The sequence below is a fragment of the Kutzneria kofuensis genome, from assembly GCF_014203355.1.
In the GTDB taxonomy this organism is placed as follows: Bacteria; Actinomycetota; Actinomycetes; order Mycobacteriales; family Pseudonocardiaceae; genus Kutzneria; species Kutzneria kofuensis.
This window is the reverse complement of record NZ_JACHIR010000003.1, coordinates 315872-335680: the sequence shown is the minus strand read 5'-3', so window position 1 is coordinate 335680 and position 19809 is coordinate 315872. Positions and strand designations below refer to the sequence as shown.

Sequence of the window (19809 nt, the reverse complement as noted above, 5' to 3'; positions counted from 1 at the left end):
CACCCCCCTCGTCCGAAACGTCCGGTTGAGTATGGATGATCCCGGGCCGCCGTCAGCGCAGAATGAGCGGAACCACCTCCACCGCCCCGGCGACGATGTGATCCGGCACGTCGAGTTCGGCCGGCCACGAGCGGTCGTGGTGCACCCAGGCGGTGCGCAGGCCCGCGGCGCGGCCGCCGCCGATGTCGGCGCCTGCGTTGTCGCCGACCATCCAGCCGTCCCCGAGCGGCGCGCCGGCCCGCGCGGCCGCGATCTCGAACAGGCGGACGTCCGGCTTGCGGACGTTCTCGGCGGCGGAGATCGCCCAGCCGTCCACGTGCTCGGCGATGCCGGAGCTGGTCAGGGTGAGGGTCTGCACGTCCTCGTAGCCGTTGGTGACCACGCCGATGCGCCAGCCGGCGGCGCGCAGCCGCTCCAGGCCGTCGAGCATGCCCTCGTACGCGGGGACCAGCGTCGGCTGCCGGTCGCGGTACTGCCGCCACAGGTCGTCGACGGACCTCGCCAGCCCGTAGCGCTCACGGACCCGGCCGAAGTACTCCTCCTTGGTCACCATCCCGTTGCCGTCGGCCGCCATGAGCCAGTCGACCTCGGCGGGATCGAACCCGTGGTCGGCGCAGAACTCCACCGACCAGGCGTGCTGGCCGGCACGGCGGTCGGCGAGCGTACCGTCAAGATCGAAGAGGGCGAGCATGAGGCCGATCCTAGGAGGGGGCATGGACTTCGACGCGGTGATCGTCGGGGCCGGGCACAACGGGTTGGTCGCGGCGAACCTGCTGGCCGACGCGGGCTGGCGGGTGCTGGTCCTGGAGGCGACCGACGAGCCGGGCGGTTCGGTGCGCAGCGCGGAGGTGACGGCGCCCGGCTTCGTGACGGACCTGTACAGCTCGTCGTACCCGCTGGCCGCGGCGTCGCCGGTGTTCGCGGACCTGCAGTTGGAGCGGCACGGGCTGCGGTGGCGGCACGCCGAGGACGTGCTGGCGCACGTGCTGCCGGACGGGCGCGGGGTCGTGCTGGCGAGGGACATCGCGCGGACGATGGCGTCGGTGGCTCAGTTCGACGTCGGTGACGCGGACGCCTGGCGGGCGATGCACGACGAGTGGCTGAAGGTGCGGACGCCGCTGGTGGAAGCGCTGCTGCGGCCGTTCCCGCCGGTGGCCGCGGCCGGGAAGTTGTTACGGGCGGCGGGATCCGCGGACGCGCTGCGGCTGGCGAGGATGCTGACGTTGTCGTCGCGAGTGCTGGTCGAGGAGCGGTTCGCCGGCGAAGGCGCGAAGCTTCTGGTGAACGGCAACGCGATGCACGCCGACGCCGGGATCGACAGCGCCGGCAGCGGGGTGTTCGGCTGGCTGCTGGCGATGGTCGGCCAGGACCTCGGCTATCCGACGCCCGAGGGCGGCGCGGGTCAACTGACGGCGGCCTTGCTGAGAAGGCTGGAATCCGTTGGCGGACAGGTGGAATGTGGTCGGCGGGTGACCGAGGTCCTGATCGCGCGCGGGACGGCGGTCGGCGTCCGGGACCACGAGGGCGACGCCGTCCGGGCGACCAAGGCGGTGCTCGCCGATGTTCCCGCGCCGCATCTCTACCGAGACCTCGTTGCGGCGCAACACCTTCCGTCACGACTGCTCAAGGACCTACAGAAGTTCCACTGGGATCCGGCCACCATCAAGGTGAACTGGGCACTGAGCGGCCCAATTCCGTGGACGGCAGAGGAAGCCGCGCACGCGGGTGTCGTGCATCTCGGCGGCGACATGGACATGATGTCCGGCACTTCCATGGACCTGGCGATGGGTCGCACGCCCCGCAACCCGTTCCTGCTCCTCGGCCAGACCACGACCGCCGACCCGACCCGCTCCCCCGCCGGCACCGAGTCCGTCTGGGCGTACACCCATGTGCCGCAAGGACAACGCTGGACCAAGGACCGGGTCACGCGGTTCGCGGACAAGATCCAGCAGGTCGTGGAGAAGCATGCCCCCGGGTTCGCCGACCGGATCATCGCCCGGCACGTACAGGGCCCGGACGACTTCACCGGCACCGTCAGCGGCGGTTCGGCGATCATCGGTCAGCAGCTCGTCTTCCGGCCCACGCCGGGACTCGGCCGCGCCGACACGCCCGTCGACCGCCTCTTTCTGGCCGGTTCCTCGGCCCATCCCGGCGGCGGCGTGCACGGCGGCCCTGGCGGCAACGCGGCGCGGGCCGCGCTGGCCCGCGCCACCTGGGGCGGCGCCTACAAGTCGGTCATCGGCGCCGCCAACCGGCTCGTGTTCTAGCCGTTCGGGGTGGTGATCACCTCGAAGTGCGCGCCCTTGCCGCCGCTGAACGCGTTGACGTCGTCGAGGATCGTGCCGATCGGCGAGTAGTTGTTGGCCTCGCCGCTGGTGCACGGCCCGCTGAAGTTCTGGCCGGGCAGGTTGCCCTCCAGGATGCCGAGCGCGGTGTTGTCGACCTGGCTGAACAGCGGACCGCCACTGTCGCCGGGGCGGGCGCAGATGTTGGTGTTGATGCCGACGTCGGTGGACGTCACCTGGCCGCAGCGGGTGCCGGGCAGGTAGTCGACGCCGGCGCCGCTGTCCACGGCCTGCGGGTAGTTCCGCCTGTTCGACGCCGAACCGTCGGCGCAGACCACCCAGCCGGGCTTGATGTCGGCCAGCGGGTGGATGCCGGTGATCGACTGGTTCGCCGACACCGAGTCCGCGCCGTCGCACGCCTGCGTGGAGTCCAGGCCGCCGGGGCGGCAGTACAGCAGGACCTCGTTGTGCGGGGTCTGGCTGTTGAGCCACTTGTCGGCGGTGGCCTGGTCGACGTACTGCACGAACTGGTAGTCGTACGGGTAGGCGTACTTCTCCACGCCGTGCTGGTTCACGACCGGCGTTCCGTTGTGCTGGGTCGGCGTGAAGTTCGACTTGTTCTGGGCGCAGTGCCCGGCGGTGAGGACCCAGGCGGTGTTGTTCGGGAAGCCGCCGCCGGTGGACCGCACGTTGAAGCTGGTGGTGCAGCCGCCCATGCTGCCGTCGTCACGGGTGTAGTCCAGCCGCAGGCCGCCGCGCATCGGACCGTAGTCGCTACAGAACAGCGGATGGCAGTAGCCCCAGTCGACCGGGCCGGACAACGGCTTCGGGATCGGCAGGTCCTTCACGACGACGCCGCCCTGGGCCATCGCCCTGGGCGCGGCGGCACCCGGCGTGCGCCGCCACAGCACGACGTTGTTGTCCTGCTGGTCGACGGCCGGCAGGTACTCGGAATCCGCGCCGGCGGCGACCTGCTGGGCGAGCTGATCGCGGGTGCTGGTCAGCTCCGCCAGGGAATGCGCCACGGTTCGGGTGCGCACGTGCGAGCGGTCCGGCAGCTGGGCCAGGAACGGCTTGACCGCGGCCGGATCCGTGGCGTCCACAGTGAGCACGCCGCCGTGCTGCTGGTCCAGCGCCATGCCGCCGTAGCTGGCGGAAGCCTTGGCGCGCAACGTGGTGTCCAACCGCGTGGCGTCGAGCTGCAGCTCCAATCGGCGCAGCGCCTCGGCCGGACTGACGCCGTAGGCCTGCTCCAGATAGCTCATCGAGCCGGCCACCGCGGCCGGGTCGAGCGTCGGCTTCCCCCCGACGGCCGACGCGTTCACCGTGGACGCGACCAATGCCGGCACGGCCACCGCGACCGCCGCGGTGAGCACGACTAATCGGCGCACTTCTCCCCCTTCGTCGTTGAGACGACGGGAGAACTCTACAGAGCCCGCAGCAGGGACAGCGCCTGGGCGGACCGACTGTCCGGTTCGGCGTGATAAACCACCAGAATCTGCCCGTCGGCGCCGGTCACGGCGAGCTTTTCGTGCCGTAGGTCCAGTTCGCCGACCATCGGGTGCATGAGGTACGAGACGCCGCTGGTGCGGCGACGGACGTCGTGCCGGGCCCACAGCCGGCGGAACTCCTCGCTCCGTACGGACAGCTCCCCGACCAGCTCGGCCAACGCGGGGTCGTCGACGTCGGGGCCGACCAGGGCCCGCAGCCCGGCGACGGTGCCGGCGAGGATGGCATCCCAGTCCCGCCGGTACATCGCGCGCACGGCCGGGTTGAGGAACGCCTCCCGGAGCATGTTCACGCCCTCGCGGTAGCTGGGGCACAGCGCGGTGGCCATCGGGTTGGCCACGAGCACGTCATGGAGTCGGCTCTGCACGTACGCGGGCGTGTCCGTCCACGACATCACCAGCTGCCGGATGCCCTCGGACGCCTTTTCCACCTTGCGGGCCGGCTTCTTCCGCACGTGCGGCCGGGCGAGGGCGTGCAGGTGCGCCGTCGCCTCCTGGTCCAGCTGCAACGCTCGCGCGATGGACTCCAGCACCTGCTCGGACGGGTTCTGGTCGCGCCCCTGCTCCAGCCGCAGGTAGTAGTCGCTGCTGATGCCGGCGAGCATCGCCAGCTCCTCGCGGCGCAGCCCCGGCACCCGGCGCCGGCCCTGCTCGGGCAGCCCCACGTCCTGCGGGCGCAGCAGTTCGCGGCGGGCCCGCAGGTACTCGCCGAGTCGCGTGTCCATGCTTTCCAGGTTAGGTCGGGTCCGGCCGGTGTGACTGTCCCTGGCGGTACCAGGATCCACGGAGCACTGGCTGGCCCATGTGGACGGTCGCAGGCTGATGCCCATGACACGTATCACGACTCCGTTCGGGTTCGCCTCCACCGCCGACGAGGTGGCCGCCGGCATCTCGCTGTCCAGTCGGCGCGCGATCGTCACCGGCGGGGCGTCCGGCATCGGCGTCGAGACGGCCCGCACGCTGGCCCGCGCCGGCGCCGAGGTCACGCTGGCCGTCCGTGATGTCGAGGCCGGCAGGCGCGTCGCCGCCGAGATCGGGGGCGACGTCCGGGTGGCGCATGTGGACCTGGCCGACCGGCGCACCATCGCCGACTTCGTGGCGGGCTGGGACGGGCCGCTGCACATCCTGGTCAACAACGCCGGCGTGATGGCGATGCCGGAACAGCACACGCCCGAGGGCTGGGAGATGCAGTTCGCCACCAACCACGTCGGCCACTTCGCGCTGGCGACCGGCCTGCATCCGGCTTTGGCAGCGGCCGGGAACGCCCGGATCGTGGTGGTCAGCTCCAGCGCCAACAAGCGGTCGCCGGTGATCTTCGACGACATCCACTTCGCGTACCGCCCGTACGAGGAGTGGGCCGCCTACGGGCAGTCCAAGACCGCCAACGTGTTGTTCGCGGTGGAGGCGACCCGGCGGTGGGCGGCCGACGGCATCACCGCGAACGCCCTCATGCCGGGCGCGATCGCCACCAACCTCCAGCGCTACGTCGGTGGCCAGGTGCGCAGCTCCACCTCTGACTGGAAGACGCCGCAGCAGGGCGCGGCGACGTCGGTGCTGCTGGCGGTGTCGCCGCTGCTGGAAGGCGTCGGCGGGCGGTACTTCGAGGACTGCAACGAGGCCTCCGGCGAGGAGGACCTGCTGCACGGCGTCGCGGCGTGGGCGCTGGACCCGGCCAACGCCGAGCGGCTGTGGGAGGTCACCGAGCAGATGCTCAGTGCACACCCCGTGGCCGGAACTGGACGCTGATCCGCGGGCCGACCGGCTTGGCCGTCTTGGGCACGGCGTGTTCCCAGGTGCGCTGGCAGGTGCCGCCCATGACGATCAGGTCGCCGTGGCCGAGCATGTGCCGGATGCTCTCGCCGCCGCCCTTGGGGCGGAGCAGGAGCGCCCTCGGTGCGCCCAGCGACACGATGGCGACCATGGTTCGGTCCACCTTGCGGCCGGTGTTGTCGCCGTGCCAGGCGACACTGTCCTGGCCGTCGCGGTAGTAGCACATGCCGGCCGTGCGGAACGGCTCCCCCAGCTCCGGGCCGTAGTGGTCGGTCAGCGCGTCCCGGGCCCGGTCCAGCACCGGATCGGGCAGCGGGACGTGCTCTCGGTAGAAGCAGACCAGCCTCGGCACGTCGACGATCCGGTCGTACATCTGGCGGCGCTCGGCGTACCAGGGCACGTGCCCGACCAGCCGTTCGAACAGCAGGTCCGCACCGGTGAGCCAGCCCGGCAGCACGTCGATCCACGCGCCCTCGGTGAGCTGGGTGCGGCGGACGCCGGTCAGCGGCCCGAGTGCGGGCGCCTCGGCCTGGTCGAACAGTGAAGCTTGCAACGCCATACCCTCGACACTATCGAACGCGTGTTCGAATTACCAGGGCAAGCCGACGTAGTTCTCGGCGATGCTGGTCAGTGCGGCCCGGCTGCCGGCGGTGTAGCGCAGCTGGGCGAGCTGCACCTGGCGCTGGAAGGCGTCGGCGCCGGGCCGGATGTGCAGCATGGACGTCATGGACCAGGAGAAGGCCTCGGCCCGCCAGACGCGTTGCAGTGCGGTGTCCGAATAGGACTCGACGAGCCTGGAGTCGTTGCGCCGGAGGAGTTCCGTCAACGCCTGCGACAGCAGCCGGACGTCGGCAACGGCGAGGTTCATGCCCTTGGCGCCGGTGGGCGGCACGATGTGGGCGGCGTCGCCGGCCAGGAACAGTCGGCCATGCCGCATGGGCGCGGCGACGAAGCTGCGCATGGCGGTGATTCCCTTGTCCAGCAACGGCCCTTCGAGGACGGGACTCTCACCGTCGACGGCCATTCGGGTGTGCAGCTCGGCCCAGACGCGGTCGTCCGGCCACTCGTCGAGGTTCTCGTCCGGAGCGACCTGGAGGTAGAGCCGGGTGATCTCCGGCGAACGCATGCTGTACAGGGCGAAGCCGCGTTCGTGGTAGGTGTACGCGAGCTCCTCCCGCGTCGGCGCGGCCTTGGCGAGGATGCCCAGCCAGGCGAACGGATAGGCGTGGTCGTAGGCCTCGTGCGGCACGGATTTCCGGCTCACGCCGTGGAACCCGTCGCAGCCGGCGATCACGTCGCAGAGCAGTTCCCGTGGCTGCCCGGCGGAATCGCGGAAGGTGATGCGCGGCCGGTCGGTGTCGATGTCGTGCACGGCGGTGTCGCTGACGTCGAACAGGAGCTGGCCACCGTCACGGTTGCGGGCGGCGATGAGGTCCTTCACGACTTCCTGCTGCCCGTACACGGTGACGTTGCGGCCGACCAGCTCCTCGAAGTCGACCCGGTGGTCGGCGCCGTCGAAGCGGAGCGAGATGCCGCCGTGGACCAGGCCCTCGCGGTCCATCCGCTCGCCGAGACCGACCTCGCGCAGCAGGTCGGTGGTGGTGTTCTCCAGCACGCCGGCGCGCACGCGCTGCCGCACGTAGTCCTCGCTGCGCTCCTCGATCACCACCGAGTCGACGCCGCCCAGGTGCAGCAGATGCGACAGCAGCAGCCCGGCCGGACCGGCCCCGATGATCCCGACTTGTGTGCGCACTCGTTCCTCCTGGTTGCCGGCGTCCAGCATGGGAGCCAGACTCGATCCGGTCATCGCGGATTTCCGTTGAACGGAAGGGTTGCTCCGTGCCGCCTCGCACCACCTCGCCGGCCAGCGTCGGCGCGCGCCTGATCGCCGTGCTGGACGCCTTCTCCGCGCGGGCGTCGGCGCTGACGCTGTCCGAGCTCAGCCGGCGGACCGGGTTGCCGCTGACGTCGACGCACCGGCTGGTCGCCGAGCTGGCCGCAGGCGGGCTGCTGGAACGCGGCGACGACGGCCGGTACCGGATCGGCTTGCGGCTGTGGGAGATCGCGTCGCTCGCGCCGCGCGGCGTCGGCCTGCGGGAGACCGCGATGCCGTTCCTGGAAGACCTCTACGAGGCGACGCACCAGCACGTGCAGCTCGCCGTGCTGGAGGGGCACGAGGTGCTGTACCTGGAGCGGCTGTCCGGCCGCGACGCCGTGTCGATCATCTCCCGGGTCGGCGGCCGCCTCGCCCCGCATGCCACCGGCGTCGGCGTGGTCCTGCTGGCGCACGCCCCGGTCGACGTGCAGGAGGCGATCCTGGCCGGGCCGCTGCGCCGGCTCACGCCCCGTACCGAGACCAGGCCATCGGAGCTCCGACGAATTCTGGCCGACGTCCGTCGCGACGGCTACGCGATCACCGACGGCACCGTGGAGACGGTGGCGCTCTCGGTCGCCGCCCCCGTGCGCGGGCCGGACGACACCGTGGTGGCGGCCATCTCCGTGGTGGTGCCGGCGGAGTCCGCGCAGCCGCGTGAGATCGTGCCGGCGGTCGTCGCGGCGGCCCGCGGCATTTCCCGGGTACTGGGCGCGCCGAGCAGCCAGCGGCTGGCGCGCACTGTCCGTCGCGAGACCCACCGCCGGGACCTCCAATTGTGAAACAACAATGTCACAACCCCTGTGACGTTGTTGTTTCACCAGATCAGACACCCCTTTCCGCGATGCCCGCGACTGAACCGGCATGCGAATCCCAGCGAGCCTCGTATTGGCGGTCGTGTCGCTGGAGCTCGTGGGTTGTGGGCACGTGCGCGCCACCAGCAGCCAGCCGTCCCCCGTGGTCGTGACGGCGTCGTCTTCAACCACCTCCGCCGGAGTGACGACCACCTCTTCCACCGGTGATCCTGGCGCCGCCGGGTGGGCGGCCGCCGAAGCGGAAGCCGATGGCCGCTTCTCCCTGGTGGTGTTCGACCGTACGACCGGCCAGGTCGTCACGAGCGACAATGCGACGGCACGATATCCCGCCGAATCGGTCGTGAAGCTGCTCATCGCGGTCGACGCACTGCAGAACGGCGCCGACGAGAACGAGATATCGTCGATGCTGGTGCGCAGCGATGACCATATCGCCAACCAATTGTGGACGCGATACGGCGACGTCGCGATCATCCGCCGGTCGATCCAGCTGATGGGCCTGCCGAACGTGCCGCCCCCGAGGATCCGGGCCGGTGGGGCGACACCCTGATCACCGCCGACGACGTGGTCAAGGTCTATCGGTACATCCTCGACCAGGCGCCCGAGAAGATCCGTGCCGTCGTCATGAAGGCACTGTCCACCACGTCGAAGTACGCCGCCGACAACCGGCGTCGTCGGCGACGGCCGGCGCTACATCGTCGCCGCCCTCAGCTCACACGATTCAGCGTCCTCGACCTGGGACCACGTGACGGGCGAGCTCACCGACGCGGTGCGCAAAGCGCTGGCCGGGCTGGCCTGACCAGAGTCTCCGAGTGGTACTCAGCCGGCCAGTGATCCGATGTATCACAGCATCGCCTGAGCCGTTCGGCCTAAAAACCGCCGGTCACGGTTGCTTGTAAAGGTTCTCCGCCCTAGTTTCACCTCAGTCACGGGCGAGGAGGTCGGATGTGTTCCGGGTCTTAGCGGTCGTACCGGTCCTGCTGGCCGGACTGGCGGCCCCGGCCGCCGCGCTGGACAACGGGCTGGCCGAGACCCCGCCGATGGGGTGGAACGACTGGAACGCCTTCGGGTGCAGCGTCGACCAGCAGCTGGTGGAGCAGACCGCGGACACGCTGGTGTCCACCGGCATGCGGGACGCCGGCTACCAGTACGTGAACATCGACGACTGCTGGGCCCTGCCCGACCGGGACGTCAACGGCAACCTCGTCGCCGATCCGCAGAAGTTCCCGGACGGTATCGCCAAGCTCGCCGACTACGTGCACGCCCGCGGCCTCAAGCTGGGCATCTACGAGGACTCCGGCACGCGCACGTGCTCCAAGAGCGGCGGCTTCCCCGGCAGCCTCGGCCACGAGCAGCAGGACGCGCGGCTGTTCGCCGACTGGCACGTCGACTACCTCAAGTACGACGACTGCAACGTCCCCGCCGACGGGCAGAACGTCGACGCGACGATCGCCCGCTACAAGGCCATGCGGGACGCGCTGACCGGCCACGGCATCGTGTTCAGCATCTGCGAGAAGACCGACTTCGGCGTGCCGAACTCGGCCTGGCCGACGGTCGGCAACCTGTGGCGCACCACCGGCGACATCCACGACAACTACGCCCGCATGGTGTCGCTGTTCCACACCAACGTCACGTTGCCCGACCTGGCCGGTCCGGACCACTGGAACGACCCGGACATGCTGGAGGTGGGCAACGGCGGCATGTCGGACGTGGAGTACCGGTCGCACTTCGCACTGTGGGCGGAGATGGCCGCGCCGCTGATCGTCGGCACCGACGTGCGCACGATGTCGGCCGCCACCAAGGAGATCCTGACCAACCGGGAGATCATCGCGGTGGACCAGGATCCGCTCGGTGCGCAGGGACGGCCGGTGTCGTCGGCCAACGGCCTGTGGGTGCTGACCAAGCCCCTGGTCGACGGCAGCCGTGCGGTCACACTGTTCAACGAGACCGACGCGCCGGCGACGATCACCACCACGGCTGGGCAGGTCGGCCTCGGCAAGGCGTTCGACTACGAGGTGCGGGACCTGTTCGCGCACACCACGTCCGAGTCCGCCGGCAGGATCACCGCCGCGCTGCCGGCGCATGCGTCCGCGATGTACCGGATCTCCCCCAGCCGGCGCCTGGCGCAGCCGCATGTGGTGGTAGGACTGTCCGCTGTGGACACCAGCAGCGTCACCGCGACCGTGACGAACGACGGCCTGCTGCCGGCGGTCTGGAACCAGCTGCACCTGACGCTGCCGGCCGGCTGGTCGGCCCGGCCCTCCCACGACGAGCTGATCCCGGTTGTCCCGCCCGGCGCGAGCCGCTCGGTCACGTACCGGCTGATCCCGCCGGCCGTTGACACCCCGCTGCCGACCGAACAGTTCACGATCTCGTTGAACGGCAGGCAGTCCTTCACCGAGGATCTGCACCGGCCGACGCCCGTGCAGGCCCCGCTGAAGACGTTCGCCGCCGTCGACTCCACGACCCGACCGCAGTTCGGCCAGCTCGGCAGCCGCCTGGCGGTCATCGCCGCCGGTTCGGACGTGTCCGGCACCAACAACCAGTACGGCGCCATCTACCTGCCGCAGGGCCTCGACACCACCGGCACGGCCACCGTGCAGGTGCTGTCGCAGCAGAACCGCAACGCCGCCACCAAGTCCGGCCTGATCGCGCGCGACGATCTGTCCAAAGCGGACAGCTCCGCCGGCTATGTCACGCTGGAGGTGACGCCGAGCAAGGGCATCCAGCTCCAGTGGGACGCCGATGGCAACGGCCAACTGGAGTCGTCCAGGACCGTGGCTGGCGTGACCGCGCCGGTGGGGCTGCGGCTGGTGCGCGACGGCACGGCGTTCACCGGACAGTACTCGGTGGACGGAACCACCTGGAGCACCGTCGCGACGATCACCGTGCCGTCCGCGACCGGAACCGAGGACGTCGGCGTGTTCACCACGTCCCACAACAAATACGTCGACGGCCGGGCCGACTTCGGCTCGTTCACCGTCGGCTGAGGGCCTACTCGCCGTGCAGCTCAGCCACCGCCGTCTCGAACCGGTCGAGCGCCCGCTCGATCGGGCCGCGGCCGGCCGAGGGCAGCCAGAACACGACGCGTCGGAAACCGGCCGCCTCGAACCGCTCCAGCGACGACGCCTTGGCCGGCGCGCCCATCAGCACGAAGTCCAGCTTCCGGTCGGTCCGCACCTGCATCTCCCGCGCGCGGCCCACGATGTCGTCGGCTCGGCCACCGTAGTTCGGCATCCAGCCGTCGCCGAACTCGACCACCCGGTCGCCGACGGTCGGACCGTTGCCGCCGATCAGCACCGGCGGGTGCGGCCGCTGCGCCGGCTTCGGCCAGGACCAGATCCGGTCGAACTTGACGAACTCGCCGGCGTAGGAGGCCTCCTCCGAGGTCCAGATCGCCTTCATGGCCTCGACCCGCTCGGCCATCAGCCGCATCCGGGTCCGCGGGTCGGTGCCGTGGTTCTCCATCTCCTCGCGGTTCCAGCCGGCGCCGACCCCGAACTCCAGCCGCCCACCGGAGAGGTGGTCGACGCTCGCGACCTCCTTGGCCGTGGTGATCGGGTCGCGCTGGTTCACCAGACAGATCCCGCTGCCCACCCGCAGGCTCGTCGTCGCCGCGGCCGCCGCCGCCAGCGTGACGAACAGGTCGTAGGTGTGGGCGTACTTGCGGGGAAGCTCGCCGCCGCCAGGGTAAGGAGAGCGACGGTCCGCCGGGATGTGGGTGTGCTCCGGGAAGAACAGCGACTCGTACCCGCGCTCCTCGACCAGCCGCGCGAGCGGCCCTGGGGCGACGGTATCGGGCGTGGCGAAGACGGCAACACCGATGTCCATGGACGCACCGTACGCCGATCGTTGTGCGATCACGATGTGGAGTCCTCATGAAACGATCAGTCCAGCTGGCGGTCGGTGCGGCCGCGGCGGTGATCTCCGCCGTCGCGCTGACCGCCACCCCGGCGGACGCGTCCGGGTCACGCGGCGCGGACGTCTACGTGTCCCCGAGCGGGAACGACCGGCTACCAGGCACGTCGCAGCAGCCGGTCCGCACGCTGCAACGCGCGCAGGCGCTGGTGCGCGAGCGGGCGCCCCACGCCGGCGGGGACATCACCGTGCACCTCGCGCCGGGGGTGTTCGATCTGTCACAGCCGCTGCGGCTGGACGCGCGGGACTCCGGTGTCAACGGTCATCGCGTGATCTGGCAGGGCAGCCCCGGAACCGAGATCAGCGGCGGCAAGCAGGTCACCGGCTGGCACGCGGTGCCGGGCAAGCCCGGCCTGTTCGCCGCGCCGGCGCCGAAGGGCCTGGACAACACGCGGCAGCTGTACGTCAACGGTGTGCGTGAGCAGCGGGCGCAAGGCCCACTCCCGGTCACGGTGAAGGCGACCGCGACCGGCTACACCGCGTCCGCGCCGACCATGGCCGGTTGGCGGAATCCGTCGGACATCGAGTTCGTCTACACCGCCGGCGAGGCGCTGTGGAACATCCAGCGTGACGGCCTCGGGCAGTGGACCGAACCGCGCTGCCCGATCGGGTCCATGAGCGGCACCACCATCACCATGGCCCAGCCGTGCTGGGACAATTCCACCAAACGTGTCGTGTTCCCCAACATTCCCGGACGCAGCGTCAACATGGTCGGCCCGTACGACCTGACCAACGGCCGGCACCCGACGTACGTGGAGAACGCGTTCGAGGTGCTGGACACGCCCGGCGAGTGGTACCTGGACCGGTCGTCGCACACCGTCTACTACATGCCCCGGCCGGGTGAGAACCTGCGCACCGCCGACGTCGAGGCGCCGGCGCTGGAGCAGCTGATCACCGCCTCCGGGTTGCGCGACGTGTCGTTCCGCGGGATCCAGTACTCGTACGCGACATGGCTGACGCCGTCGTCGCCGGAGGGCTTCTCCGAGATCCAGGCCGGCTACACCAACACCGGCCCCGACGGCTGGGCCGTGCAGGGCCTGTGCCAGTTCGTCCCCAACGGCAAGTGCCCCTACGCGTCGTGGACGCCCGAACCGGGCAACGTCACCGTGACCGACAGCACCGGCCTGGAGTTCAGCGACTCCGTGTTCACCCACCTCGGCGCGGCCGGGCTGCGGCTGGCCGGCAACACCGCGAACACCCTGGTGCGCGGCAACATCTTCACCGACATCTCCGGCAACGGCATCGAGATCGGCGGGGTCGACCAGCCCACCACCGGCAGCACGCACGACGTGCAGGTGCTGGACAACCACCTCTACGGCCTGCCGCGGGAGTTCCACGGCGGGGTCGCGATCCTCAACGGCTACAGCCAGCACGACGTCATCTCGCACAACCAGATCGACCACGTGGCGTACTCCGCGATCTCGATGGGCTGGGGCGGCTGGCCCGACAAGATCCAGGTCGCCGCGACGCCCAACAACTCGCACGACAACATCGTGTCGGACAACCTGATCCACGACTACATGCTGTCGCTGGACGACGGCGGCGGCATCTACACCCAGGGCATCACCGGCAGCTCGCTGGAGACCGGCGAGAAGGTCACCGGCAACGTGATCTACGGGCAGTTGGGGCTGGGCAAGGGCATCTACACCGACAACGGCAACACCTACGAGAACATCGTCGGCAACGTCGTGTACGGCACGCCCTACGCCAACGTCGGCAGCACGCACGTGGACTACCGGGACAAGCTGGGCAACAACGACCCGACGCTGATCCAGGGCAACTACTGGGACCAGGGCGACAAGGACGGCAACAACAAGGGCGTCATCACTCAGGGAAACCACCTGCTGGACAACCCCTCCGCCGCCCCCAAGTCCATTGTGGACAATGCCGGCCTCGAGCCCGCCTACCGTGGGCTGCTCTCCCGTCACGTCGGCGGTGACGGTCCGCCGGCCCAGCCGACCCGGGTCGGCTCCTTCGCCGCCGACGGCAAGGTCTACGTGACGTGGAACCCCACGTACGCCTTCAACAACGCTCCCCTGGACAGCTACCTGATCACCGCCGGCGGGAAGACCGTGAGCATTCCCGCCGCGCAGTTCAGCAAGCAGGGGTACGCCGTGGTCGACGGGCTCACCAACGGAACGTCCTATGTGGTCACCGTTCGGGCCCACAACCGCTTCGGCGCCAGCACTCCCTCGCTGCCCGCCGCACCGGTCACGCCCGGCCCGCTGGCCGGCAAGCTGTCCGACGCCCCCACCGGCGGCAGGGCCCTCCCCTCGTCCAGCGCCGTCAGCCTGCACTGGACTCCCCCGGCGAACATGGGTGACACGCCCGTCATCGCCTACGTCATCACCGTGTCCGACGGTCGCACCATCACCGTCAACGGCCGGGACGCCCTGGTGACGCAGCCGACCGCCAAGGGCATGGTCCGCGTGGTCGACGGCCTCAAGCCGGCCACCGACTACACCTTCACCATCGCCGCCGTCACCGCCGACGGCCCCGGCGCCGCCGTGACCGTGAAGGCGACGACCAACTCATAGCGTCGGCGGCGAGGTTCGCACGATCCTCGCCGAGCCGACGAGAACACCCGCCACCACGCCGGCCCGAGCCGGCGTGGTGGTCTTTTCTACCCGGGGCAGATCCGGTCATCGGCCGAGTTCTCATCCGGCCGGATCAGACGTTCCTGTTGTTGGGGCGGAGGGTGTGCGGCTCGCGGTCCTGGTCCTCGGGCTGCAGGCCGAAGCTGATGATGCGGCGCGGGTGGACGCGGATGATGGGGCCGGACAGCTGGCTGCCGCCGTCGGAGGGGTCGAGGAGGGCCTCGCCGGAGCCACGGATCTCCAGGCAGCGCACCCGCCACGGCGAGGTGGAGACGACGTCGTCGACGACGAAGGCGACGCGGCCGTTGGCGGCGACGTTGCGGAACTTGCGGCTGGCGGCCATGTTGTAGCCGCCGATGTCGATGGTGCCGGTCGCCGCGTTGTACCGGAAGCCGACGGGGCTCACCTGGAGGGTGCCGTCGGGCTGGACGGTGGCGAGTCGCCCGAGCGGCTGAGCGGCGAGGTAGTCCAACTCGACGTCGGTGAAGGACACGATGGCCGACCTTTCCTGTGGTGGAGGCTGCGAACCCAGTCTGCAACCTCCACCATCCTGGAGATCAAGCCCAGGGAGGATTCAGGCCCGGGAAAGGATCACGCCTCGGTCACGGCCGCGGCGGGCGTCGGGAAGACGTCGCCGAGGATGGCCTCGCCCTTGGTCAGCCACGCGATCCCGAAGGCCATCACGGCGATGGACTCCAGCCACAGCTCGGGGTGCACGGCGGCGGTCGCCGCGTTGAAGAACTGGTGCACGGCGGCGATCGCCAGCAGGCACCCGATGATCACGACCCCGCAGGTCAGGTAGAGCCGGTTGCGTTGCAGCTTCCGCTCGGTCGGCCCCATCTCGCTGGAGCGGCGGAACAGGAAGATGGCGAAGAACGCGATGGTCAGGAAGAAGATCGACGCGAACACCAGGTGCAGCACGCCGATCAGCGCGGCGGTGCTCGACGGGTTCTCGGGCGCCGTGGGGAACAGCCCGACGCCGATGGCGGCGATGCCGGCGAGGTTGCCGGCGACGTCGTCGATGACGTCGTATCCGCGGTAGGACAACAGGAACGCGCCCACCGCGCACATGCTGCCGACGAACACGCCGCGCATGTCGGTGTAGAAGTAGGCGCTGATCGAGTCCTGCAGTCCGCCGCCTTCGACGATCAGCTTGCCGATGATCAGCACCGCCGGCAGCGCCGTGCCGATGATGCCGATGGCACGCCGCAGGTACAGGTACGAGTGGACGAGTGTGTCCTCTGGGGATCGAGCAGTCGGGCTCATGGCCGCCTCCGCGCGCAGTCGGTGTCCACTTGATCGGCGCATCACGCCAGGGACCTTAGTCCTGACCTCGGGTTTTCACGTGATCGGCGGACACGCCGCGTTGTCGGGCCCCACCCGCGGTGCGAGGATGGCGGCCTGTTCCCTACCCGAGGAGCACCCCATGGGCTCACAGCTCAACCCCTATATCAGCTTCGACGGCGACGCCCGCCAGGCCATGGAGTTCTACCAGGCAGTGTTCGGCGGCGACCTGAACCTCAACACCTTCGGGCAGTTCGGCCAGGGCGGCGAGCTCGCCGACAAGATCATGCACGGCCAGCTGACCACCCCCAGCGGCTACACGCTGATGGCGGCCGACACCCCGCCCGGCATGGAGTACAAGCCGGGCAGCAACATCACGGTGAGCCTGTCCGGCGACGACGACGCGGAGCTGCGCGGCTACTGGGAGAAGCTCATCGACGGCGGCACCGTGAACGTGCCGTTGGACAAGCAGATGTGGGGCGACGTGTTCGGCTCCTGCCAGGACAAGTTCGGCATCCACTGGCTGGTCAACATCGCCGGCTGACCCCTTGCCCATAGTCCGGTGATCGGTATATACCGATCACGTGACAGACGGCGCGCTGAGAGAGCCGACGTTCCTCGTGCTGACCGCGCTCGCGGCCGGGCCCCAGCACGGCTACGGGATCCTGCTCGACGTCGAGCAGATCTCGGCCGGCCGGGTCCGGCTGCGCGCCGGCACGCTCTACACCGCCCTCGACCGCCTGGTCGCCGACGACTGGGTGGCGGTGGACCGCGAGGAAGTCGTCGACGGGCGGCTCCGCCGCTACTACCGCCTGACCGACCAGGGCGCGGCCCGGCTGGCGACCGAAGTGGACCGGCTGCGGGTGACCACCCACGCCGCCGAGACGCGGCTGCGCGCGCGGACCGTCGGGGGGACGGCATGACCAGGGAACGGCATTACCGGCGGCTGTTGGCCCTGTACCCGCGGGATCACCGCGAGCGGCACGGCGAGGAGATGCTCGGGGTCCTGATGGCCGCGAACGGCGGCCGGCGGGACGACCTCGACATCGTGCGGGGCGCGGCCGCGCTGCACCTGCGGCGGATGTTCAACATGGACGGTGGCGTCCAACTGCGGGACGTGATGGCGGTCGTCGGCCTGTTGGGTCCGATCCTGCTGCTCGCCGGCGCGGCGCCCGACCTGCACGAGATCGCCTGGTGGTTCACGACGGACGGCCTCTTCGTCACCGTGCCGTACACGCAGGTTCCGGACTGGCCGGCCTGGGTGGCCTGGCTGGTGGTGGCCGTCCTGACGTTGTTCGGGGTGCGCCGCCCCGCCGCGGCGATGGCCTGGGTGGCGTGCGCGGCGCACCTGGTGATCATTTCGGCGGTGCGGGTCAACTACGCGGCGAACCACGAGAACATCGGCCTGCTGCTGCTCGGCGTGTTCACGGCTGTCGCCCTGACGTGGTCCGCGGGTCCGGCGCGCGGCCGGGAGTTGGTCGGCCGGCGGGGCATCCGGTTCGCGTTCGCCGGCGTCGCCCTGTCGGCCGTGCTGCCGGCAATCACGCCGAGCCTGTACGCCGTGGGATTCCGGGCCTACCAACTGGGTCCCTGGCTCGCGTCGGCCGCATTCGTGTTCGGCGGCTACCTGGCCTGCCGCCGCGTGCCGGACCGGCGGACCGGCCGGCACGCGGCGTTCGTGCTCGCGCTGCCGATCATCTCCAACCTGGTGAACCACGTCCTGATCGGGATCCTCGGGCCGGCGCTCTTCTGGACGCCGGTTGCCGCGAACGCGCTCTTCTACGGCATCCCGGTCCTCATGGTGTTGGCGGGCTTCGGAATTCTCCGGCAGGTCTGGCGGTCGCTGCCTAGCTGAGGACCTTGTGCAGCTGCGCGGCGAACTCGGCCGGGTGCCGCGTGTAGCCGAGGTGGTCGCCGGGGAACTCCACCACCTCGACGCCGAGCTTCTCGGCCAGCACGACGTTCGGCAGGTACGGCAGCAGGCCCCGCGACTCGACGCCGCTGGCGAGGACGAGCTTGTCCTTGCTGGCGGCGAGCGCGTCCAGGTCGGGCTCGTGCCGGGGGTACGGGCGGAACTCGTGGTCGAACCAGAACGGCACGTTGACCTTCATCCGCTCGAACATCTCCCGCATGGCGGGCGGCGGCTCGAAGCCGGGCGGAGGCGCCTGCCGCTGCATGCCGACGAGCTGCCCGAACAACGCCATGGCGGCGTCGGGGCCGTCGCTGACGTACAGGTCGTAGACGCCGTCCATGCGGGCCAGCCACTCGTCCCGGTCGGGCAGCACCGAGATCAGCGGCGGCTCGTGCGGCACCGCCTTCAGCACCACCGACGGATGCCTGGCCAGCAGCTCCAGCGCGACGATGGCGCCGGAGCTGCTGCCGAACACGTACCCGGGCTCGTCGGCCAGCAGGGCCCGAGCGTCCTCGACGTCGGCGGCCAGCTTGTCGGCCGGCACGGCGTCGACGGGGCTGCGGGCGAAGCCGGCCCGGTCGTACAGCACCACCTTGTAGCGGTCGGCGAGTTCCGAAGCGACCCCCTCGAACACGGTGCTGTCGCCGTTGCCGCCGACGATGAACAGCAGCACCGGTCCGCGGCCGAACGTCTTGGTGTACAAGGTCATTGCATCCCCCTCAACTGCTTGAGCGCCGTCTCCAGCAGGCCGAGCATCGGCACCGGCGGGTCCGCGCGCAGCCAGTGGTCGGACGCGACCTGGGCGGCGGCGGCCACCGCCGCCGCCACGATCTCCGGGTACATGCCGTGGTCGCCGTCGCCGAGCCGGTCGGCGATGGCGGCGGCCAGGCCCTTCTGCATCTTCACGTAGGTCTTGAGCAGCTCGCCGGCCATCGCCGGCGACGACAGCACGGGCCGCAGGCCGGCCAGCCACTCGGGCGTCGGCAGCGTGGCGGCCTCGGCGTGCACCTCGAGCACGGCGGCGGTGATCGCGTCCCACAGCGGCTCGTCGGCCGGCCGGTCCAGCAGCACCTGGCCGGCCCGGAAGATCCGGTCGGTGGCCCGGGACGAGATCGCCTCGTACTTGCTGGAGAAGTAGTTGTTGAACGTGCGCGGCGACACTCCCGCCTCGGCGGCGATGTCCTCGACCAGCACGTTGTCCAGCCCGCGCTCGACCGCCAGCCGCAGCGCCGCCCAGCTCAACGCCTCCCGGGTGGCCTGCTTCTTGCGTTCACGAAGTCCGGACACCCCACCACCCTAGCAAAAGTTGCGGGGCACGCAATTATTGACGGGCCAGTTGCCGGTCGGCGGCGCGCAGCGTGACGACGCGGGTGACCTTGCCGTCCTCGCCGGTCACGTCCCGCACGATCTCGAAGCCGGCCTTCAGCGCCATCGCCAGCGACCGGGTGTTCTCGGCGGCCACGCAGCCGTGCACGGCGTCCAGGCCCAGCTCGTCGAAGCCGTAGTCGACGACCCGGTAGGACAGCTCGGTGCCCAGGCCCATCCGCCAGACGTCCCGGACCAGGGCGCAGATCACCTCGTGCCCGTCGACGTTGCCGGTCTTCTTCAGCTCCGCGTGGCCGATGTAGCGGCCGTCCAGCCGCACCGCCCACACGTCGAACATGTTCTTCGGGTACACCTCGGTGAACAGCAGCCCGAAGAGCGATCTGATCGTCTCCTCGGGCTGTCGTTCCTGTCCCATCCACTTGCACACCTCTTCGTCGCGTAACAGCGCGACGAAGTCGGTCTCGTCCTCGGGCGTGTAGGGGCTCAGCAGCAGGCGCTCGGAGCGCAGCGTGGGAGTCACGGCC

General features: G+C 70.2%; 20 protein-coding genes. 9 read left to right on the top strand and 11 right to left on the bottom strand.

The genetic code is table 11. The features are described 5' to 3' along the window. Window positions 1-52: 52 nt before the first annotated feature. Entirely contained in the window at window positions 53-691 is a 639-nt protein-coding gene (locus BJ998_RS43605) for an HAD family hydrolase (protein ID WP_184870036.1), read from the bottom strand. A gap of 22 nt (window positions 692-713) precedes the next feature. Here BJ998_RS43605 and BJ998_RS43600 point away from each other — a divergent pair, with 22 nt between their 5' ends. Beyond that, window positions 714-2267: a phytoene desaturase family protein gene (locus BJ998_RS43600; protein ID WP_184870035.1), complete on the top strand. Its 1554-nt coding sequence runs from the start codon at window positions 714-716 to the stop codon at window positions 2265-2267. On the opposite strand, the gene BJ998_RS43595 is transcribed toward BJ998_RS43600, so the two are convergent. Together BJ998_RS43595 and BJ998_RS43590 are read right to left on the bottom strand one after the other, a co-directional pair. Continuing rightward, on the bottom strand, window positions 2264-3676 hold the full coding sequence (locus BJ998_RS43595) for a trypsin-like serine protease (RefSeq protein WP_312890669.1): 1413 nt from the start codon (window positions 3674-3676) through the stop codon (window positions 2264-2266). The two genes, BJ998_RS43600 and BJ998_RS43595, sit on opposite strands and share 4 nt — an antisense overlap. Window positions 3677-3711: 35 nt before the next feature. After that, window positions 3712-4518, bottom strand: coding sequence for a helix-turn-helix transcriptional regulator (locus BJ998_RS43590; RefSeq protein ID WP_184870034.1), 807 nt, complete (start codon window positions 4516-4518; stop codon window positions 3712-3714). 103 nt (window positions 4519-4621) lie between these two features. Here BJ998_RS43590 and BJ998_RS43585 point away from each other — a divergent pair, with 103 nt between their 5' ends. Further along, complete coding sequence (locus BJ998_RS43585; RefSeq protein ID WP_184870033.1) at window positions 4622-5539, top strand: SDR family NAD(P)-dependent oxidoreductase; 918 nt, start codon at window positions 4622-4624, stop codon at window positions 5537-5539. Here BJ998_RS43585 and BJ998_RS43580 read toward each other — a convergent pair. Together BJ998_RS43580 and BJ998_RS43575 are read right to left on the bottom strand one after the other, a co-directional pair. Next, window positions 5505-6122 carry an alpha-ketoglutarate-dependent dioxygenase AlkB gene (locus tag BJ998_RS43580; RefSeq protein WP_184870032.1) on the bottom strand — a complete coding sequence of 206 codons (618 nt, stop codon included), beginning with the start codon at window positions 6120-6122 and terminating at the stop codon, window positions 5505-5507. The genes BJ998_RS43585 and BJ998_RS43580 overlap by 35 nt on opposite strands. A 30-nt stretch (window positions 6123-6152) precedes the next feature. Beyond that, window positions 6153-7370, bottom strand: coding sequence for a 4-hydroxybenzoate 3-monooxygenase (locus BJ998_RS43575; protein WP_246490110.1), 1218 nt, complete (start codon window positions 7368-7370; stop codon window positions 6153-6155). A 32-nt stretch (window positions 7371-7402) separates the two neighbouring features. Here BJ998_RS43575 and BJ998_RS43570 point away from each other — a divergent pair, with 32 nt between their 5' ends. The 3 genes from BJ998_RS43570 (at window position 7403) to BJ998_RS43560 (ending at window position 11238) form a co-directional block, all read left to right on the top strand. Further along, entirely contained in the window at window positions 7403-8218 is an 816-nt protein-coding gene (locus tag BJ998_RS43570; RefSeq protein WP_184870031.1) for an IclR family transcriptional regulator, read from the top strand. 115 nt (window positions 8219-8333) lie between these two features. Continuing rightward, window positions 8334-8798 carry a hypothetical protein gene (locus tag BJ998_RS43565; RefSeq protein WP_184870030.1) on the top strand — a complete coding sequence of 155 codons (465 nt, stop codon included), beginning with the start codon at window positions 8334-8336 and terminating at the stop codon, window positions 8796-8798. Window positions 8799-9195: 397 nt separating this feature from the next. After that, window positions 9196-11238, top strand: a complete 2043-nt coding sequence (locus BJ998_RS43560) for an NEW3 domain-containing protein (RefSeq protein ID WP_184870029.1) — start codon at window positions 9196-9198, stop codon at window positions 11236-11238. Between the two features lie 4 nt (window positions 11239-11242). Here BJ998_RS43560 and BJ998_RS43555 read toward each other — a convergent pair whose 3' ends face one another. Then, on the bottom strand, window positions 11243-12079 hold the full coding sequence (locus tag BJ998_RS43555) for an LLM class F420-dependent oxidoreductase (RefSeq protein WP_184870028.1): 837 nt from the start codon (window positions 12077-12079) through the stop codon (window positions 11243-11245). A gap of 47 nt (window positions 12080-12126) precedes the next feature. On the opposite strand from BJ998_RS43555, the gene BJ998_RS43550 reads away from it, so the two are divergent. After that, a complete protein-coding gene (locus BJ998_RS43550) occupies window positions 12127-14703 on the top strand; it encodes a fibronectin type III domain-containing protein (protein ID WP_184870027.1) in 2577 nt (858 codons plus the stop codon). Between the two features lie 133 nt (window positions 14704-14836). On the opposite strand, the gene BJ998_RS43545 is transcribed toward BJ998_RS43550, so the two are convergent. Further along, window positions 14837-15256 (bottom strand): PPOX class F420-dependent oxidoreductase, encoded by a 420-nt coding sequence (locus BJ998_RS43545; RefSeq protein ID WP_184870026.1) that lies wholly within the window; start codon window positions 15254-15256, stop codon window positions 14837-14839. A gap of 98 nt (window positions 15257-15354) precedes the next feature. Beyond that, entirely contained in the window at window positions 15355-16029 is a 675-nt protein-coding gene (locus BJ998_RS43540; protein ID WP_184870025.1) for a DUF998 domain-containing protein, read from the bottom strand. Window positions 16030-16189: 160 nt separating this feature from the next. Here BJ998_RS43540 and BJ998_RS43535 point away from each other — a divergent pair, with 160 nt between their 5' ends. Genes BJ998_RS43535 through BJ998_RS43525 form a run of 3 tightly spaced genes read left to right on the top strand, consistent with a single transcriptional unit; the run spans window position 16190 to window position 17902 of the window. Then, on the top strand, window positions 16190-16591 hold the full coding sequence (locus BJ998_RS43535) for a VOC family protein (protein WP_184870024.1): 402 nt from the start codon (window positions 16190-16192) through the stop codon (window positions 16589-16591). A 40-nt stretch (window positions 16592-16631) separates the two neighbouring features. After that, a complete protein-coding gene (locus tag BJ998_RS43530; RefSeq protein ID WP_312890668.1) occupies window positions 16632-16970 on the top strand; it encodes a PadR family transcriptional regulator in 339 nt (112 codons plus the stop codon). Then, a complete protein-coding gene (locus BJ998_RS43525; protein WP_184870023.1) occupies window positions 16967-17902 on the top strand; it encodes a hypothetical protein in 936 nt (311 codons plus the stop codon). The genes BJ998_RS43530 and BJ998_RS43525 overlap by 4 nt, the downstream gene beginning before the upstream one ends. Here the strand turns inward: BJ998_RS43525 and BJ998_RS43520 are convergent. The 3 genes from BJ998_RS43520 to BJ998_RS43510 are packed head-to-tail and all read right to left on the bottom strand — an operon-like array spanning window position 17895 to window position 19805. Further along, window positions 17895-18668 carry an alpha/beta fold hydrolase gene (locus tag BJ998_RS43520; RefSeq protein ID WP_184870022.1) on the bottom strand — a complete coding sequence of 258 codons (774 nt, stop codon included), beginning with the start codon at window positions 18666-18668 and terminating at the stop codon, window positions 17895-17897. The two genes, BJ998_RS43525 and BJ998_RS43520, sit on opposite strands and share 8 nt — an antisense overlap. Continuing rightward, window positions 18665-19246, bottom strand: coding sequence for a TetR/AcrR family transcriptional regulator (locus BJ998_RS43515; RefSeq protein WP_184870021.1), 582 nt, complete (start codon window positions 19244-19246; stop codon window positions 18665-18667). Before BJ998_RS43515 ends, BJ998_RS43520 begins: the two co-directional genes overlap by 4 nt. A gap of 34 nt (window positions 19247-19280) precedes the next feature. Then, window positions 19281-19805, bottom strand: a complete 525-nt coding sequence (locus BJ998_RS43510) for a GNAT family N-acetyltransferase (RefSeq protein ID WP_184870020.1) — start codon at window positions 19803-19805, stop codon at window positions 19281-19283. Window positions 19806-19809 lie beyond the last annotated feature (4 nt).

Coding starts and splice junctions, on each gene's coding strand:
- BJ998_RS43600 (WP_184870035.1), top strand. CDS start 714: ATGGACTTCGACGCGGTGATCGTCGGGGCCGGGCACAACGGGTTGGTC.
- BJ998_RS43555 (WP_184870028.1), bottom strand. CDS start 12,079: ATGGACATCGGTGTTGCCGTCTTCGCCACGCCCGATACCGTCGCCCCA.
- BJ998_RS43605 (WP_184870036.1), bottom strand. CDS start 691: ATGCTCGCCCTCTTCGATCTTGACGGTACGCTCGCCGACCGCCGTGCC.
- BJ998_RS43580 (WP_184870032.1), bottom strand. CDS start 6,122: ATGGCGTTGCAAGCTTCACTGTTCGACCAGGCCGAGGCGCCCGCACTC.
- BJ998_RS43550 (WP_184870027.1), top strand. CDS start 12,127: ATGAAACGATCAGTCCAGCTGGCGGTCGGTGCGGCCGCGGCGGTGATC.
- BJ998_RS43520 (WP_184870022.1), bottom strand. CDS start 18,668: ATGACCTTGTACACCAAGACGTTCGGCCGCGGACCGGTGCTGCTGTTC.
- BJ998_RS43525 (WP_184870023.1), top strand. CDS start 16,967: ATGACCAGGGAACGGCATTACCGGCGGCTGTTGGCCCTGTACCCGCGG.
- BJ998_RS43540 (WP_184870025.1), bottom strand. CDS start 16,029: ATGAGCCCGACTGCTCGATCCCCAGAGGACACACTCGTCCACTCGTAC.
- BJ998_RS43575 (WP_246490110.1), bottom strand. CDS start 7,370: ATGACCGGATCGAGTCTGGCTCCCATGCTGGACGCCGGCAACCAGGAG.
- BJ998_RS43585 (WP_184870033.1), top strand. CDS start 4,622: ATGACACGTATCACGACTCCGTTCGGGTTCGCCTCCACCGCCGACGAG.
- BJ998_RS43590 (WP_184870034.1), bottom strand. CDS start 4,518: ATGGACACGCGACTCGGCGAGTACCTGCGGGCCCGCCGCGAACTGCTG.
- BJ998_RS43535 (WP_184870024.1), top strand. CDS start 16,190: ATGGGCTCACAGCTCAACCCCTATATCAGCTTCGACGGCGACGCCCGC.